This is a genomic window from Pseudomonas sp. FG98 (assembly GCF_057808595.1).
Genome location: NZ_JBMDIJ010000046.1, coordinates 34701 through 50259, shown reverse-complemented (window position 1 = coordinate 50259; position 15559 = coordinate 34701). Strand labels below are relative to the sequence as shown.

The following is a 15559-nucleotide window of genomic DNA, read 5'->3' as shown; positions in this document are numbered from 1 at the left end:
ACAAATGTGGGAGCCGGCGTTGCCGGCGATGCGCCGCGCGGGCGGCGCTCGATCTTGAGAGCGCTGAAAATCTTGCGGCATGCACCTGGCAGCCTCAAGCACTTACCCTCCGGCGCCCACCAAGTGCCATCCCCACCCCACCCAACACCACCGCCGAGATCAGCACCAGCCGCAACGACAGCGGCTCTCCCAGCAACACCACGCCACCCAGCGCGGCGATCACCGGCACGCTCAACTGCATGGTCGCTGCCTGCTGCGCGCTGATCTGCTTGAGCACGCCGTACCACACCGCATACCCCGCGCCGGACGCGAGCACGCCGGAGCCCAGGGCGTAGAGCAGGCCGCTGATGTCGATGTGCAAGTTAGTGCGGAACAACCCGACCAGCAGCGAAATCACCAGCAACGGCAAGCTGCGCAGGAAGTTGCCGGCAGTGTCGGCCAGCGGGTTGGCCGAGCCGCGTCCGAGCAGCGAATAGGCTCCCCAGGCAATGCCGGACACCACCATGAACAGCGCACTGACCGGCTCCGGCGCATGGGCACCGGGTAGCAGCAGGGCAATGAGGCCGGCGAAGGCGACCAGCATGCCCAGCAGCACCTGCGGCAGCACGCGGTCGCCCTTGAGCCAGGAGACGGCGAACATGGTGATCTGCACCGCGCCGAACAGAATCAGCGCACCCACCCCTGCGCCCAGTTGCACATAGGCGATGGAGAACAGCCAGGCGTAGAGAAACAGCGCCAGCCCGCCTTTCCAGCTACCGCCCAGGGCGCCGCCGGGTTGGCGCATACGCAACAGGCAGAACAGGAACAAGGCACCGCTGAGCAGGCGCACGGCGGTGAATGTGTGTGGGTCGAGGTCGCCATGGGCCAGGGCCAGGCGGCAGAAGATCGAGTTGGCAGCGAAGGCCAGCAGGGCGAACAGCGCCGGGCCGATCCAGTGGGTGGAGGGGGAGAGCGGTACAGCATCCGTCGTCTTGTTGTTGTTCATCTCGACTGTGCCTGGTTATAGAAAAACTGTCTGGCCAGTATTGCGTCCAGTGCATGGATAGCCGTTTAAATGGGCGTCATGTGCAATTGATAGAGGGCATCAGGCTGTCTCGCAAAGAAGTTTTTCTTTGCCGCCAGGTTACCTCGCCGGGTGGCGGTACTTTGGTCGTAGCCCCGTCGCATGAGTGAAAGCGGCCTGCACGCTGTATGGCGAGCGGAAAGCGGATCTGTGTCTAACGCCTTGTGCGGGCCGGTTGCAGAATCAGCAACTCCGACCAAGGTATGAGTGTGATGACCGACATTCCGGGTGAAATCGATTTTGCGGGGTTTACCGTGCGCAGGCTGTTGCCGGAAGACGGCGAGACGGTCTGTGCGCATCGGCAGGCGATGTTTCTTGAGGCAGGTGGTGATCCGGTGACCTTGCGGGTGATGACCGAGCATTTCCGGCCCTGGCTGCAGCCGCGTCTGGCGGACGGGCGCTACTACGGCTTTGCCGTGCTGGAGGGCGACAGGATCGCGGCGGCGATCGGCTTGATGAGCATCGATTGGCCGCCCCATCCGGCTCATCCCGAAAGGGATCAGCGGGGTTATGTGCTGAATGTGTATGTCGAGCCGGAGTATCGGCGGCGGGGGTTGGCGTCGAAGTTGATGCGCCTGGGCGAGGCGGAATTTGCGCGGCGCGGACTGGGGTTTGCCGTGCTGCATGCCACCGAGGTGGGACGGCCGGTGTATGAGGGGCTGGGGTGGGGGAGGACGGCGGAAATGGCCAAGGTGCTGGGCTGAGCTTGGGGGCCTCATCGCTGGTTTGCCAGCGATGAGCATGGGTATCTAAACAACTTCAGATCAACCCCTAAACGACGCGCCGCCGCGTACCTGTGGGAGCGGCTGTTAGCCGGGACGCCGGACCGCGCGATCGGCGGCGAAGCCGTCGTAAAACCTGAGTCCCAGGTCTGCCTGACACACCGAAGGCACAGATTTTATGGCCGCTTTGCGGCCAATCGCGGCTAACAGCCCCCACACACAGGGTCCGTGTTGCACCAGGTTGAGATGTGTAGATACCCATGCAGCGATGAGGCCCAACCAGGATCAGTCAGACCCGGCAAACTTCCCCATGTCCACCGGCGTCGGCTTGAATTCCGGGCCTTTGCCCGAGACCCGCCAGCGCACGTTGGTGATGCCATAGCGCTCGGCCATGGGCCGGCTGACCTTCTTGATCTTCTGCTGGCCGAAACGCGGGATCACCCCCACGCCGGCATCGCAGCTCGCCCAGTGCCAGGCCTCGGTGTTGTCCATGTTTTCCAGGCGAATGATGAAACTGCGCGGCTGACCCTGAAGCTCGTAGTCGATCACGTACAACTGTTGTCCTGCCATTGGAATCCCTCCGTTCCATTGCGGCTGTGAATAGTTCAGCCGTGATGCGCCGAGGCATCGGATTGTGAAGGGAGCATTGCGAATGCCGTGCCCATTCGCGGAGCAGGGTTTGGGCCAGCAATCGTTGGGATCGGACTGCACGGCGACGCTGCATTTTGCATTACCCGCCCATTCGGGCCGTGCAAAACGACCGGTTCAGCTGGCGCAGAGCGCAGGTAACCGGCGCAGCATCAAGGCCATGGCGGCGGGGTTGAGCAAGGTGTCGTCGAGTTGGTCGCGGCGCACCCATTTGCAGGCGACGATTTCGTTGTTGGCAACGGCCTTGGCGTAGTCGTCGAACTGGGTGGTGAAGACGTGGTGAACGGTGTTGCCGACCTCGACCGAGCACAGTTGCAAGAGGGCAAGGCAGCGCAGCCGGGTTTCTTCTTCAAGTTCACGGGCAGCGGCCTGCATCGGTTGCTCGCCGTCTTCGACGGTGCCGCCGGGGAAGTTCCATTTGCCGCCTTTCTTGCGTACGAGCAGTATCTTGCCGCTACGCAGGCAAATGATCGTGGCTCTGGCTTTACATCTGCGGCTTTTTCCTGACATCGGGTCAATCCTGTAGATCGGTGTTCTTTAGCCGAAGACTTGTTTACTAACGGTCAGGTTCAACTAAACGTAGTCCAATCAGTAAGCATCTGGCGTGCCAGCGAGGCAGCTGACCAGACCATTCATCACTTCCTACGGACCATCGCTTATGTCACTTCGCGCCCTGCGCACCCTGGTCGCCATCGCCCAGCACGGCTCCTTCGCCCGTGCCGCCGAGGCGGTGCACCTCACCCAGTCGGCGGTGAGCCTGCATATCCGTGGCCTTGAAGAGGAATTCAATGCGCCGCTGTTCGACCGTTCGCGGCGCCTGCCGGTGCTGACCGAGGCCGGACACCTGGCGCTGGAGCGGGCGCGGGAGATCCTCGCGCTGTACGACAGCATTGCCGCCGAGCTGGGCGAGGATGGCGAATTGCGCGGGCGCTTGCGGGTCGGCGCCATTCATACGGCGTTGGCGGGCATCCTGCCCAAGGCCCTGGCGGCGCTGAATGCCGAGCATCCGCATTTGCGGGTCAACGTTGCCTCGGGCATGTCGGCGGAGCTGGCGACCCGGGTCGAAACCGGCGAGCTGGATGCAGCGGTGACCACCGAGCCGGTCAAGCCGCACCCTTATGGGTTGGTCAGTACGGTGCTGTACGAAGAAGGGTTCTGGATCATCGCTCCGAAATCCCTGGCCGATGTCGAGCCACGCCGGCTGTTGCAGGAGCAGCCCTTTATCCGCTTCGACCGTCGTGCCTGGGCCGGGCGCACCATCGAGCGTGAACTGCGGCGCCTGCGCCTGCGGGTCAAAACCACCATGGAGCTGGATAGCCAGGAGGCGATCGTGCAGATGGTCGCCAGCGGCTTGGGCGTTTCGGTGGTGCCGTCTTCCCCGGACAACCTGCGGCGCCTCAATGCACTGGCGTGGATGCCGTTCGGCGAGCCGCAGCGCACCCGGCGGGTGGTACTGATCGAACGCGAGGACCGGCCACGGGGGCGTCTGGCGGCGGCATTGGCCCAGGCGGTGCAGCGCCAGGCTGCGCTGACCGATGAGGAAAATTTGAGGTCGGCTCAATAATTCATCGTTTTTAATCAAGCGTCCGGGTCTTTATCGTGGGGCCATCCACCGATAGCCCGGACCCCGTCATGACCCTTGCCCTGCTGCTCGCCCTGTTGCCCATCGCCTTGCTGATCGCCCTCGGCGCCTGGTTGCGGCACAGCCAGTTCATTGCCGATGCCTTCTGGCCCCAGGCCGAGCGCCTGGGCTACTACGTGCTGCTGCCGGCGCTGTTCGTCCATGGCCTGGCGACGGCGAAACTCGACGGCGTGCCGGTGGTGGGCATGGCCCTGGCGCTGGTGTCGTCGACGGTGCTGGTGGCGCTGTTGATGGTGCTGTTGCGGCGTTGTTTCGCGGTCAATGACGCGGCCTTCACCTCGGTGTTTCAGGGTGGGGTGCGGTTCAACAATTACGTGGGGGTGTCGGCGGCGGCGGGGTTGTTCGGCACCCAGGGCATCGCCCTGGCGGCGGTAGCCAATGCCGCCATCGTGCCGACGGTGAATATCCTCTGCGTGCTGGTGTTCGCCCGTTATGGCTCGGCGGGGCGCATGAGCTGGAAGGGCGTGGCCCGGCAGATGGCCTTGAATCCGCTGCTGATGGCCTGTGCTGGCGGGATCCTGCTGCATGTCACCGGGTTGGGCTTGCCTTCGGCGGTCGAGCCCTTGTTGAAGGCGTTGGGGCAGGCGTCGCTGCCGCTGGGCCTGCTGTGCGTCGGTGCGGCGCTGGACCTGAAGGCGGCACGCAGTTGGCTGCGGCCGGTGGGACAGTCGTCGGTGGCGAAGTTCATGGTCATGCCGCTGGTGACCCTGGCGGCCTGTCACCTGTTCGGCCTCAGCGGCGAGGCGGCGATTGCCGCGCTGCTGTTCCAGGCCCTGCCCACCGCGTCGTCGTCCTACATCATGGCCCGGCAGTTGGGTGGCGATGCGCCGTTGATGGCGGGGATCATTGCCGGGCAGACGTTGTTGGCGGGGGTGGCGTTGCCGTTGGCGGTGAGCAGTTTGTTGCCGTGGGTTTGATGGTGTTCTTCAGGGCCCTATCGCTGGCAAGCCAGCTCCCACAGGTTTTGCGGTGCACGCGATCCTTGTGGGAGCTGGCTTGCCAGCGATGAGGCCCTATAAACCACTACAGGGCTTGGGCTTCAGAAACTCCCGCGCAAAGTCACCATGTAGTTGCGCGGCGCGCCATACCAGTTGCCGTCCGCACTGCTGCTGACGGTCTGGTAGTAGGTCTTGTCGAACAGGTTGTTGCCGTTGAGGGCAGCGGTCCAGTGTTCGTCGATGCGGTATTCCACCAGGGCATTCCACACCGCATAGCCCGCCTGGGTGTATTCGAAGCTGTTGGTGCTCGGGCTTAGCGAGCCATCTTCGAGGCGGCGCTGGACGTTGCCGGTTACGTAGTTGCTGCTCTGGATGGTGGCGCCGCCGCCGACTTTCCAGTCGTTGAACTGGCCGGGCAATTGGTAGGTGGTGAAGAACTTGAACAGGTGCTTGGGCGTCTGCGTGCTGATCGGCGTGCCGGCCGCGGCTTCGTCGCCGGTCTTGCGCTGTTCGTTGAGGTTGAAGGTGTAGCCGGCGCTGAGCTGCCAGCCCGGGGTCAGTTCGCCGGTGATCTCCAGGTCCAGGCCCTTGCTGATGTTTTCGCCGCCGGCCACGTAGCAGCAGGCGTTGGATGAGGTGGCTTCGGAGTAGACGTAGATCGCGTTGTTTTTCTGCTTGGTGTAGTAGAGCGCGGCCGACAGGTTCAGGCGACCGTCGAGCAGTTCGCCCTTGCCACCCAGTTCATAGGTGTCGCCTTCGATGGGGTCGAGCGGGGCGAAGCTGGCGTCCAGGGTCTCGATCTGCGGTTTGTAGATCTGCGCGTAGCTCGTATACACCGACCACTGTGGCGTCAGGTTGTAGATCAGGCCGCCATAGGGAGTGACGATGCCGCTGTCGTGACCACCATCCTTGCCGTCGGTGCCGAAGGACGGAACGATTGCGTGGAGAGTGCTGGAGTAGTCGGAATAGCGCGCGCCGATCACGGCCTTGAGCGGGTCGGCCAGTTCCAGGCGGGTGGTGATATAGCCGCCGTGCTTGCGCACGTTCCAGTCCGGGTACTTGTAATACAACGATGGCTCGGCCGGCTTGGGCAGCGCGCCGATGTCGGTGCCGAAGATATCCACAGGCACGCGCGAGCTCCATTCGCTGTGGTCGGCGTAGTTGCGCTGGATGTCCGAGTAGTCCACACCCATCACCAGTTCATGGCGCCGGCCCAGGGCCTCGAAGACGCCTTGCAGGTTGGCGTCGAACAGGTCCTGGTGGTTGCCGAAGTTGCGCACCACGCGCTGGTAGTTGGCGCCGCTGTTGTCGTCGGGATTGACCGGGTTGCTGATTTCGCCCATGTCCTGCTCGGTGTCATAGCGGCTGCGGGTGAAGCTGCCGTTGATCTTCCAGTCGTCGTTGAAGCGGTGGTCGATCTTGGCGAACACCTCGGTGCGCTTGTAGTTGTTGCTCGACCAGTCGGCGCTCAGCTTGTCGCTGCGCGACAGGCCCAGGGGCGCGCCGGTGCTGTAGCGCGGCAGGCCGTTTTCCCAGTAGCCGTCCTGGTCGCGCCACTCGTAGATGCCGCCGATGCTGACCGTGGTGTCGGGATTCAGGTCGGCTTCGAGGGTGCCGTAGAGCACGTGCTTTTCGCTGTCGGCACCGTCGTAGAAGTAGCGCTTGTCTTCGGTCGAGGCGGCCACGCGACCGCGCAGCGCGCCGTCGAAGCCCAATGGCCCGGTGACGTCCACTTCGGTGCGGTAGTTGTCCCAACTGCCGGCGGAGGTGCTGATCTTCAGTTGCGGCTCGGCCAGGGCGCGCTTGCGCACCAGGTTGATGGCGCCGCCGGGTTCGCCGGTGCCGCCGTACAGACCGTCGGAGCCGCGCAGTACTTCGATGTGATCGTAGGCGGTGGTGTCGGCGAGGGTGTCGTAGGTCTGCTCGCGCATGGCCGGGGCGCCGCCGTCGACCTGGATGTTGGTCAGGCTGAAGCCGCGCGAGAGCACCTTGGTGTTGGCGTCGTTGCCACCGACGATGGTGATGCCCGGGGTCTGGTCGAGCACCTGGGCCAGGTTGGTCATGGCCTGGTCTTCCATGCGCTGGCGGGTGATCACGGTCACCGACTGCGGGGTGTCCTTGAGGCTGTGGGGCATCTTGCCGCCGGCGGTGATGGCGCCGGTGGTGTAGGAACCGGAGTTTTCGGTGTAGCTGCCCAGTTCGCCGGCACCGACGATGCTGGTGGCGGAGAGCTGCAGGCTGCCGTCGGCCGGCAGGCGGTTGAGCAGGATGGCGTTGGGGCCACTGAAGTCAAAACCCAGGCCGGTGCCGGTCAGCAACTGGACGATGGCTTCGGCGGCGGTCAGTTCGCCGCGTACCGTTGCCGAGCGCAGGTCGCGGGCCAGTTCGGCGGTGTAGCCGACTTCCCAGCCGCTCTGCCGGCTGAACTGGTTGAGGGCTCCGGCCAGGGGCTGCGCGGGGATGTCGAAGTGCTGCCGGACGCTTTGCTCGCTGGACGCGCTGCTGCCGGAGGCCGCCAGGACCTGGCCGCTGCCCAGGCACACGGCCAGCGCCAGGGCGCTGTAGGCGAAGATGGTTTTGACAGTGAAGTGCTGCATGGAACCCTCATGAACAGGAATGATTTGCAACCGCGAATCGCCTTGACGGGTTGAGGGTGGAGAACCCGTAAAACTTTTTTCGGAAAGGGCTGGGACCGCTTCGCGAGCAAGCTCGCTCCCACGACGTCTCTGTGGGATCAATGAACGATCAGTACGCCCCCTGGCAGTCGGGTCAGTTGGGCATTGCCCAAGCGAGCTAGGGCGGTGACCACGGCCTCCGGGTCATCCAGTTTGTAGTTGCCGCTGACCCGCAGTTTTCCAGCTTCGCCAAACAGCAGGATCGGTGCCACGCGCTGGCGGCCGAGCTCCTTGAGGACTTCGGCCAGCGGGCGGTCCTGGAAGATCAGCCGGCCTTCGGTCCAGCCGTGCTGATCGGCGCTGCCCTGGGCATGACGCTCGGCCAGGCGGCCGTGGCGCAGGTGCTGCCAGGTGCCGGCGTCCAGCAGGCTGGTTTCGCCGGCGGAACTGCTCAGGCGTACCCGGCCTTCATCGACGGCCACGGCTACATCGTCGTCGCGCAGGCTGACGCTGAAACGGGTACCGACCACTTCCACCAGGGCGTCATCGGCCTTGATTCGCAGCGGCCGCTGGGTGTCGTGGGCGGCTTCGAGGTAGAGATCGCCACGCAGCAGACGCAGGTTGCGGTGGTCGGCGCCGATGTCGGTGGCGAGGGCGCTGTTGCTGCCGAGCAGGATTCTCGAGCCGTCGGCCAGGGTGATGCGTTTTTGCTCGCCGATGGCGGTGAGGTAGTCGGCTTGCAGGCGCAGGGGGAGGTCGCCGAGCCAGGTACCGAGGGTGAGGAGGATGGCGGCGGCAGTGGCCCAGGGCAGCCAGCGATTTTTTTCTGGGCCCGCTTTGCGGGCCTTCGCGAGCGAGCTCGCTCCCACAGGGACAGGGACAGGGACAGGGACAGGGACAGGGGATGGGGGTGCAGCGAGGTCGGTTTCGAGGTCGCGCAGGGCCTGTTCGAAGCTGTCGGCCTGCCACAGGTTCTGCACCCGTGCGTAGGCTTCGGCGTGCTCCGGGCGGGCGTCGAGCCAGTCCTGCAACTGGCGTTGCTGGTCGGCGGAGAGAGGCGCGTCGAGGCCGCGGGTGAACCAGACCAGGGCCTGTTCTTCACAGGCGGCGAAATCGTGTTCAGTCATCGCGACCCCCACTCGGTGCCTTTGAGGCAAGCAGCCAGGGCAATGCGCAAATCCTTTTCTACGGTGCTGAGCGAAATGGCCAGGCGCTCGGCGATGGCGCTCTGGGACAGGCCATGCAGGCGGTGGAGCAGGAGTATACGCTGCTGGCGCTCGGGCAGGCGGCGCAGTACCTCCTGCAACTGGCGTAGTTGCTGCTGGCCCTGGGCGTGGGACTCGGGTCCGGGCTGCGGGGTGGGGACTGCGGCGATCTGCTGGTCGTCGTCCGGGGTGAATTCGAAACGGCGCTTGCTGCGTTGGCTGCGCAGATGATCGAAGGCCAGGTGCTGGGCGGTCTGGTAGAGAAACGGCCGCAGGTGCTCGATCTGTCGGCCAGGCAGGGCCTGGGCCACGCGCAGGTAGGCCTCCTGGGCCAGGTCTTCGGCGAGGTTGGCACAGCCGACCACCTTGGCCAGCATGCGTACCAGCACCGGCCGTTGATCGACGAATAAGGCGTCCAGCTCTTGCTTGCCGACTCCCGGCTCCATTGCGCATCTCCCGATCAGAGCGGCGCGCATGGTAGCAGTGGATAAGAATGGCTCGCAATTGAGATTTTTATGCGTTGGCATCCTGTGCCCGGGCAGCCGCTAGAATGGGCGATTCGCCTGAGAGGACGCTGCCATGAATCCCGCCCCAACCACCCTGATCCGCGAAACCTTCCCCGTCGGCCCGCTCCAGTGCAACTGCACGATCATCGGCGATCCTGTGACGAAAAAGGCCATTGTGGTCGATCCAGGTGGCAATCCTGATCTGATCATGCAAAAGCTCGACGCCCATGGCCTGAAAGTGGTCAGCATCATCCACACCCATGCCCACCTCGATCATTTCCTCGCCTCCGGGCAGTTGAAGGAGAAGACCGGCGCGACCCTGCACCTGCACAAGGAAGACCAGTTCCTGTGGGACAACCTGGAGATGCAGTGCCGCATGTTCGGTGTGCCTTATGTACCGGTGCCGTCGCCGGACCGCTGGCTGGAAGATGACGAGGAGCTGGCCTGCGGTTGCGGCGTGGCCCTGCATACGCCGGGGCATACCCCGGGTTCGATGAGCTTCTGGTTCGCCGACGCCAAGCTGCTGATCGCCGGCGACACCCTGTTCCGCCGTGGCGTGGGCCGTACCGATTTGTGGGGTGGTGATCAGGCGACTATCGTTCGTTCGATCAAACAGCGGCTGTATCGCCTCGATGAAGAGGCGACCGTGGTGGCCGGGCACGGTCCCGACACCCGATTGGGCGAGGAGATGCGCGAGAACCCCTTCGTTCGGGCGTAAGTCGCAGGGAATTTTTCCTTTCCGCCGCGTTCCAAGGCTGGTGGCAAACCAAAAGCAGTTTGCCATCTATACGAATTACTGCAGGAGCTTGTCCATGTTCACCATGCGTCGTTTGATTACCGTCGCTACCGTCGCCGCCCTGATGTCCGGTTGTGCCAGCCAGAACCCGTACGACAACCAGGGCCAGGCACAGGGCTCCTCAGGGATGAGCAAGACCGCCAAGTATGGTGGCCTGGGCGCATTGGCCGGCGCGATCGCCGGTGCCGCCATCGATCACAACAACCGTGGCAAGGGCGCGCTGATCGGCGCCGCGGCAGTCGGTGCCGCCGCCGCAGGTTACGGCTACTACGCCGACAAGCAGGAAGCCGAGCTGCGCGCGCAGATGGCCAACACCGGCGTGGAAGTGCAGCGTGAAGGCGATCAGATCAAGCTGATCATGCCGGGCAACATCACCTTCGCCACCGATTCGGCGAATATTTCCCCGAGCTTCTACGCGCCGCTGAACAACTTGGCGGGCTCGTTCAAGCAGTTCAACCAGAACACCATCGAAGTGGTCGGTTTCACCGACAGCACTGGCAGCCGCCAGCACAACATGGACCTGTCGCAGCGTCGCGCGCAGGCGGTGAGCACCTACCTGACGTCGCAGGGTGTGGATGCGTCGCGGGTGAGCGTGCGTGGCATGGGGCCTGACCAGCCGATCGCCAGCAATGCCGATGCCAATGGCCGGGCGCAGAACCGCCGGGTAGAGGTGAACCTGAAGCCGATTCCTGGGCAGAACTATCAGCAGTGATGCCTGAGGGCCTCATCGCCGGCAACGCCGGCTCCCACAGGTTTAGCGGTGCACGCGATACCTGTGGGAGCCGGCGTTGCCGGCGATGGGGGTCACCGCGTTGTCAGCGGTTCAACCGCTGATCCTTCCTTTCCCACAACCGGTTGATCCACTGCTGGAACGCCAGCCGGTACTGCTCGTCCTGGTCGTAGCTCTTACCCAGGAACTCCCCCGGAATCGCCAGTTCCTCGAACTGCACGTCGATCCGTCGCACCCGCCCGCACAGCAAATCCCAGAAGCCCGGCGCGCCGTCGGGATAGTGGATGGTCACGTCGATGATCGATTCCAGTTGCTCGCCCATGGCATCCAGGACGAAGGCGATGCCGCCGGCCTTGGGCTTGAGCAGATGACGGAAGGGTGACTGCTGCTGGCGATGCTTGGCCGGGGTGAAGCGCGTGCCCTCGGCGAAGTTGAAGATGGCGGTCGGCTTGCCGCGGAATTTCGCGCAGGTCTTGCGCGTGGTTTCCAGATCCTTGCCGCGTTTTTCCGGGTGCTTTTCCAGGTACGCCTTGCTGTAGCGCTTCATGAACGGAAAGCCCAGCGCCCACCAGGCCAGGCCGATCACCGGAACCCAGATCAGCGCCTGCTTGAGGAAGAACTTCAATGGCCGGATGCGCCGGTTGAGCACGTACTGCAAGACCAGAATGTCGACCCAGCTCTGGTGGTTGCTGGTGACCAGGTAGCTGTGCTGGTAATCCAGGCCGTCCAGCCCCTCGACCTGCCAGCGGGTGCGCCCGAGCAGTTTCATCCAGCCTTTGTTGTTGCTGATCCAGGCTTCGTGGATATGCCGCATCAGCTCGTCGGTGACCCGCTGCGTCGCCGCGAAGGGCAGGCACAGCTTGACCAGGCTGACGATGAACAACGGCGTGCAGCAGACGATGGTGTTGAGCCCCAGGAGCAAGGCGGCGAGGGCGCCGCGCAGGTTTTCGGCCATGGCTCAGTAGTCCGCCGCGCGGCTGGCCTGGATCGCGGTGAGGGCGATGGTGTAGACGATGTCGTCCACCTGGGCCCCGCGCGGCAGGTCGTTCACCGGTTTGCGCAGGCCTTGCAGCATCGGCCCGAGGCTGACGCAGTCGGCGCTGCGCTGCACGGCCTTGTGCGTGGTGTTGCCGGTGTTGAGGTCGGGGAAGACGAACACTGTGGCGCGTCCGGCGACCTGGCTGTTAGGGGCCAGTTGGCGGGCGATGTCGAGGTTGGCGGCGGTGTCGTATTGCAGCGGTCCGTCGATCTGCAGCGCGCGCTGGGTTTCCTGGGCGAGCAGGGTGGCCTCGCGGACTTTTTCCACTTCCTCGCCACTGGCCGAGTCGCCGCTGGAGTAGCTGATCATCGCCACCCGTGGGGCAATGCCGAAGGCTTCGGCGGAATCGGCGCTTTGCAGGGCGATTTCCGCCAGCTCGGCGGCGCTCGGGTGCGGGTTCATCACGCAGTCGCCGTACACCAGCACCTGCTCCGGGAAGAGCATGAAGAACACCGAGGACACCAGGCTGCAGCCCGGCGCGGTCTTGATCAGTTGCAGGGCCGGGCGGATGGTGTTGGCGGTGGAGTGGACCAGCCCGGAGACCAGGCCGTCGACTTCATCCAGGGCCAGCATCATGGTGCCGATCACCACCGGATCTTCCAGTTGCTGTTCGGCCATCGGTGCGTTGAGGCTCTTGCTCTTGCGCAGGTCGACCATGGGCTCGACGTAGCGCTCGCGGATCAGGTCCGGGTCGAGGATCTCCAGGCCTTCCGGCAGGCTGATGCCCTGGGCCCGGGCCACGGCCTGGACGTCGTCGGGCTTGGCCAGCAGTACGCAGCGGGCGATGCCGCGGGCCTGGCAGATGGCGGCGGCCTGCACGGTCATCGGCTCGGCGCCTTCGGGCAGGACGATGCGCTTGTTGGCGGCCTGGGCCTGCTGGATCAGGCGGTAGCGGAACACCGCTGGGGACAGGCGCATTTCCCGCGGGGTGCCGCAGCGCTGGTTGAGCCAGTCGGCGTCGAGGTGGCTGGCAACGAAGTCGGTGATGATTTCCGCGCGCTCGCGGTCGTCCACCGGGATTTCCTTGTTGAGCTGGTTGAGCTGGTTGGCGGTGTCGTAGGAGCCGGTGCTCACCGAGAGGATCGGCAGGCCGGCGAGCAGCGCGCCTTGGCACAGTTCGAGGATGCGCGGGTCGGGCTTGCTGTCGCTGGTCAGCAACAGGCCGGCCAGGGGCACGCCGTTGATCGCCGCCAGGCTGACGGCGAGGATGATGTCGTCGCGGTCGCCCGGCGTTACCACCAGGGTGCCGGGCTTTAGCAGCGGCACGGTGTTGGCCACGGTGCGGGCGCAGAGGATGATCTTGTTCATGCGCCGGGTTTCGTAGTCGCCGGCATTGAGCACCTGGGCGCCGAGCAGTTCGGCCACGTCACGGGTGCGCGGGTCGTTGAGCCCGGCCTGGAACGGGATGCAGCCGAGCAGGCGGAAGTCGCCGCTGCGCAGCAATGGCGAGTGCTCGCGCAGGCGTTTGGCGAACTCGGCCATGCTTTCGTCGCCGCGGACCTTGTTGAGGATCACGCCGAGCACTTTCGGGTCGCGCGGGCCGCCGAACAGCTGGGCCTGCAATTCGACGCGGCCGGAGAGCTCGGCGAGCACGTCGTTCTCAGGTGCGGAGACCAGGATCACCTCGGCATCGAGACTCTTGGCCAGGTGCTGGTTGACCCGCGCGGCGTAGCTGGCGTGGCGGGTCGGGACCATGCCCTCGACCACCAGCACGTCCTTGTCGACGCAGGCTTGCTGGTAGAGGGTGATGATTTCTTCGAGCAGTTCATCCAGTTGGCCTTCGCCGAGCATGCGCTCGACATGGGCCAGGCTCAGCGGCGTTGGCGGCTTCAGGCCGTGGGTGCGCGAGACCAGCTCGGTGGAGCGTTCCGGACCGGTGTCACCGGGGTGGGGCTGGGCGATCGGCTTGAAGAAACCGACCTTCAGGCCGGCCCGTTCCAGGGTGCGGACCAGACCCAGGCTGATGGATGTCAGGCCGACGCCGAAGTCGGTCGGCGCGATGAAAAAAGTCTGCATGCGGGCGTCTCGAAATGAGCTGTGCAAAAGAGTCAATGGGCAAGGGTATCGCTATCGGCCCCTTGAGCGCACCAGCCGCAGGCAAAAGGCTGGCCGATGCGCTGCTGGCGCTGGGTGGCGTCGAGCACCCAGGCGCGCGACTGCCAGGGCGGCTGGTGGCGCAGGTGCTGGGTGTGGCCGCAGGACAGATCGACCACCCAGTGGCCGTCTTCGTCCTGGTGAAAGCCCGTGATGCGGCTGTCCCGTTGGTCCGGGTTGCGTTCGCTTTCGGGCGATGCGTTGGTTACACTTGGCCCTTCATACTCTTTATGCAAAAGGTCTCGCCCCCATGCTGATCGCCGCCAACAAGGCCGTCTCCATCGACTATACCCTGACCAACGACGCCGGTGAGGTCATCGACAGCTCCGCCGGCGGCGCGCCGCTGGTGTACCTGCACGGCGCCGCCAACATCATCCCGGGTCTGGAAAAGGCTCTGGAAGGCAAAGGCGCTGGCGACGAGCTGGACGTCACCATCGAGCCGGAAGACGCCTACGGCGAATACCTGGCCGAGCTGGTCAGCACCCTGAACCGCAGCATGTTCGAAGGCGTCGACCAACTGGAAGTCGGCATGCAGTTCCACGCTTCGGCGCCGGACGGCCAGATGCAGATCGTCACCATCCGTGACCTTGACGGCGACGACGTCACCGTCGACGGCAACCACCCACTGGCTGGCCAGCGCCTGAACTTCAAGGTCAAGGTCGTCAACGTGCGTGACGCCAGCGAAGAAGAAATCGCCCATGGCCACGTCCATGGCGAAGGTGGCCATCACCACTGATTTTCTGCGCTAAGCTCAGAGAGTCGCGAAGGCGCCTTGTCCTTCCGTCGTGCAGTCCCGCAAGGGCGCATGCGGCAGGCCAGGCGCCTTTTTAGTGGGCCGCTTTCGTGGCCGCCCGCCGGATAACCGGGATCCGTCGTAGAGGGGAGTACGTCATGAGTGCATTTCACGACCTGAAACTGCAAGCGTTGAACGGCCAGGAGTTGTCGCTGGCACCGTTCAAGGGCCAGGTGGTGCTGGTGGTCAATGTCGCTTCCAAATGCGGCCTGACGCCGCAGTACGCGGCGCTGGAAAATCTGTATCAGCAATACAAGGGCAAGGGTTTCAGCGTGCTGGGGTTGCCGTGCAACCAGTTCGCCGGGCAGGAGCCGGGCAGCGAGGCGGAAATTGCCGAGTTCTGCAGCCTCAACTACGGGGTGAGCTTTCCGCTGGGTGGCAAGCTGGAGGTCAACGGCGCGCACCGGCATCCGCTGTATCGTTTGCTGGCCGGCGAGGGCGCGGAGTTTCCGGGGGATATCACCTGGAATTTCGAGAAGTTCCTGGTCGGCAAGGACGGGCGGGTGCTGGCGCGCTTCTCGCCACGGACTGCGCCGGATGACCCAACAGTGGTGCAGGCGATCGAGAAGGCCTTGGGCTGAGTTCTCTGTCGGCCTTTCGGGCCTCATCGCCGGCAACGCCGGCTCCCACAGGTGGGAGCCGGCGTTGCCGGCGATGAGGGCCAAGAGAGCAACACAAAATCTTTGCTCTCAAATCACCCAGATCAATAGTACTCGTCCCTCCACCTCACCCATCCTATGCTCAGGCGCCTTTCATCCCAAGGAGCGC

The 15559-nt window shown here is 64.5% G+C and carries 15 protein-coding genes and 1 pseudogene; 7 read left to right on the top strand and 9 right to left on the bottom strand.

The window, feature by feature from the left end:
* Positions 1 to 94 precede the first annotated feature (94 nt).
* Positions 95 to 985, bottom strand: coding sequence for a DMT family transporter (locus ACODSK_RS22345; protein WP_489019240.1), 891 nt, complete (start codon positions 983 to 985; stop codon positions 95 to 97).
* A 290-nt stretch (positions 986 to 1275) separates the two neighbouring features.
* Between ACODSK_RS22345 and ACODSK_RS22340 the strand changes: the two genes are divergently transcribed.
* On the top strand, positions 1276 to 1767 hold the full coding sequence (locus ACODSK_RS22340) for a GNAT family N-acetyltransferase (protein WP_489019238.1): 492 nt from the start codon (positions 1276 to 1278) through the stop codon (positions 1765 to 1767).
* 303 nt (positions 1768 to 2070) lie between these two features.
* Here ACODSK_RS22340 and ACODSK_RS22335 read toward each other — a convergent pair whose 3' ends face one another.
* Together ACODSK_RS22335 and ACODSK_RS22330 are read right to left on the bottom strand one after the other, a co-directional pair.
* On the bottom strand, positions 2071 to 2355 hold the full coding sequence (locus ACODSK_RS22335; RefSeq protein ID WP_489019236.1) for a DUF6555 family protein: 285 nt from the start codon (positions 2353 to 2355) through the stop codon (positions 2071 to 2073).
* A 195-nt stretch (positions 2356 to 2550) separates the two neighbouring features.
* A complete protein-coding gene (locus ACODSK_RS22330) occupies positions 2551 to 2943 on the bottom strand; it encodes an NUDIX hydrolase (protein ID WP_489019234.1) in 393 nt (130 codons plus the stop codon).
* A gap of 148 nt (positions 2944 to 3091) precedes the next feature.
* On the opposite strand from ACODSK_RS22330, the gene ACODSK_RS22325 reads away from it, so the two are divergent.
* Complete coding sequence (locus tag ACODSK_RS22325) at positions 3092 to 3997, top strand: LysR substrate-binding domain-containing protein (RefSeq protein WP_489019232.1); 906 nt, start codon at positions 3092 to 3094, stop codon at positions 3995 to 3997.
* 68 nt (positions 3998 to 4065) lie between these two features.
* A complete protein-coding gene (locus ACODSK_RS22320) occupies positions 4066 to 4992 on the top strand; it encodes an AEC family transporter (protein WP_489019230.1) in 927 nt (308 codons plus the stop codon).
* A 122-nt stretch (positions 4993 to 5114) separates the two neighbouring features.
* Here the strand turns inward: ACODSK_RS22320 and ACODSK_RS22315 are convergent, their stop codons facing one another.
* The 3 genes from ACODSK_RS22315 to ACODSK_RS22305 all read right to left on the bottom strand — a co-directional run bounded on the left by ACODSK_RS22315 (position 5115) and on the right by ACODSK_RS22305 (position 9279).
* On the bottom strand, positions 5115 to 7610 hold the full coding sequence (locus tag ACODSK_RS22315; RefSeq protein ID WP_489019228.1) for a TonB-dependent siderophore receptor: 2496 nt from the start codon (positions 7608 to 7610) through the stop codon (positions 5115 to 5117).
* 137 nt (positions 7611 to 7747) lie between these two features.
* Positions 7748 to 8755: a FecR family protein gene (locus ACODSK_RS22310; RefSeq protein ID WP_489019226.1), complete on the bottom strand. Its 1008-nt coding sequence runs from the start codon at positions 8753 to 8755 to the stop codon at positions 7748 to 7750.
* On the bottom strand, positions 8752 to 9279 hold the full coding sequence (locus ACODSK_RS22305; RefSeq protein WP_489019224.1) for an RNA polymerase sigma factor: 528 nt from the start codon (positions 9277 to 9279) through the stop codon (positions 8752 to 8754). Before ACODSK_RS22305 ends, ACODSK_RS22310 begins: the two co-directional genes overlap by 4 nt.
* A gap of 133 nt (positions 9280 to 9412) precedes the next feature.
* Here ACODSK_RS22305 and ACODSK_RS22300 point away from each other — a divergent pair, with 133 nt between their 5' ends.
* Complete coding sequence (locus tag ACODSK_RS22300) at positions 9413 to 10057, top strand: MBL fold metallo-hydrolase (protein WP_489019222.1); 645 nt, start codon at positions 9413 to 9415, stop codon at positions 10055 to 10057.
* Positions 10058 to 10151: 94 nt separating this feature from the next.
* Positions 10152 to 10847 carry a YiaD family glycine zipper/OmpA-like lipoprotein gene (locus tag ACODSK_RS22295; RefSeq protein ID WP_489019220.1) on the top strand — a complete coding sequence of 232 codons (696 nt, stop codon included), beginning with the start codon at positions 10152 to 10154 and terminating at the stop codon, positions 10845 to 10847.
* Between the two features lie 103 nt (positions 10848 to 10950).
* Here ACODSK_RS22295 and yihG read toward each other — a convergent pair whose 3' ends face one another.
* The 3 genes and pseudogenes from yihG to ACODSK_RS22280 form a co-directional block, all read right to left on the bottom strand.
* Positions 10951 to 11820: a 1-acylglycerol-3-phosphate O-acyltransferase, YihG family gene (gene yihG, locus ACODSK_RS22290; protein ID WP_489019218.1), complete on the bottom strand. Its 870-nt coding sequence runs from the start codon at positions 11818 to 11820 to the stop codon at positions 10951 to 10953.
* Between the two features lie 3 nt (positions 11821 to 11823).
* A complete protein-coding gene (pta, locus tag ACODSK_RS22285; protein WP_489019216.1) occupies positions 11824 to 13920 on the bottom strand; it encodes a phosphate acetyltransferase in 2097 nt (698 codons plus the stop codon).
* A gap of 32 nt (positions 13921 to 13952) precedes the next feature.
* A pseudogene (locus ACODSK_RS22280) lies at positions 13953 to 14280 on the bottom strand (DUF3565 domain-containing protein).
* On the opposite strand from ACODSK_RS22280, the gene ACODSK_RS22275 reads away from it, so the two are divergent.
* Both ACODSK_RS22275 and ACODSK_RS22270 read left to right on the top strand, forming a co-directional pair.
* Positions 14249 to 14734, top strand: coding sequence for an FKBP-type peptidyl-prolyl cis-trans isomerase (locus ACODSK_RS22275; protein WP_489019214.1), 486 nt, complete (start codon positions 14249 to 14251; stop codon positions 14732 to 14734). The pseudogene ACODSK_RS22280 and the gene ACODSK_RS22275 overlap by 32 nt on opposite strands.
* 155 nt (positions 14735 to 14889) lie before the next feature.
* Positions 14890 to 15372 carry a glutathione peroxidase gene (locus ACODSK_RS22270; protein WP_489019212.1) on the top strand — a complete coding sequence of 161 codons (483 nt, stop codon included), beginning with the start codon at positions 14890 to 14892 and terminating at the stop codon, positions 15370 to 15372.
* Positions 15373 to 15559 lie beyond the last annotated feature (187 nt).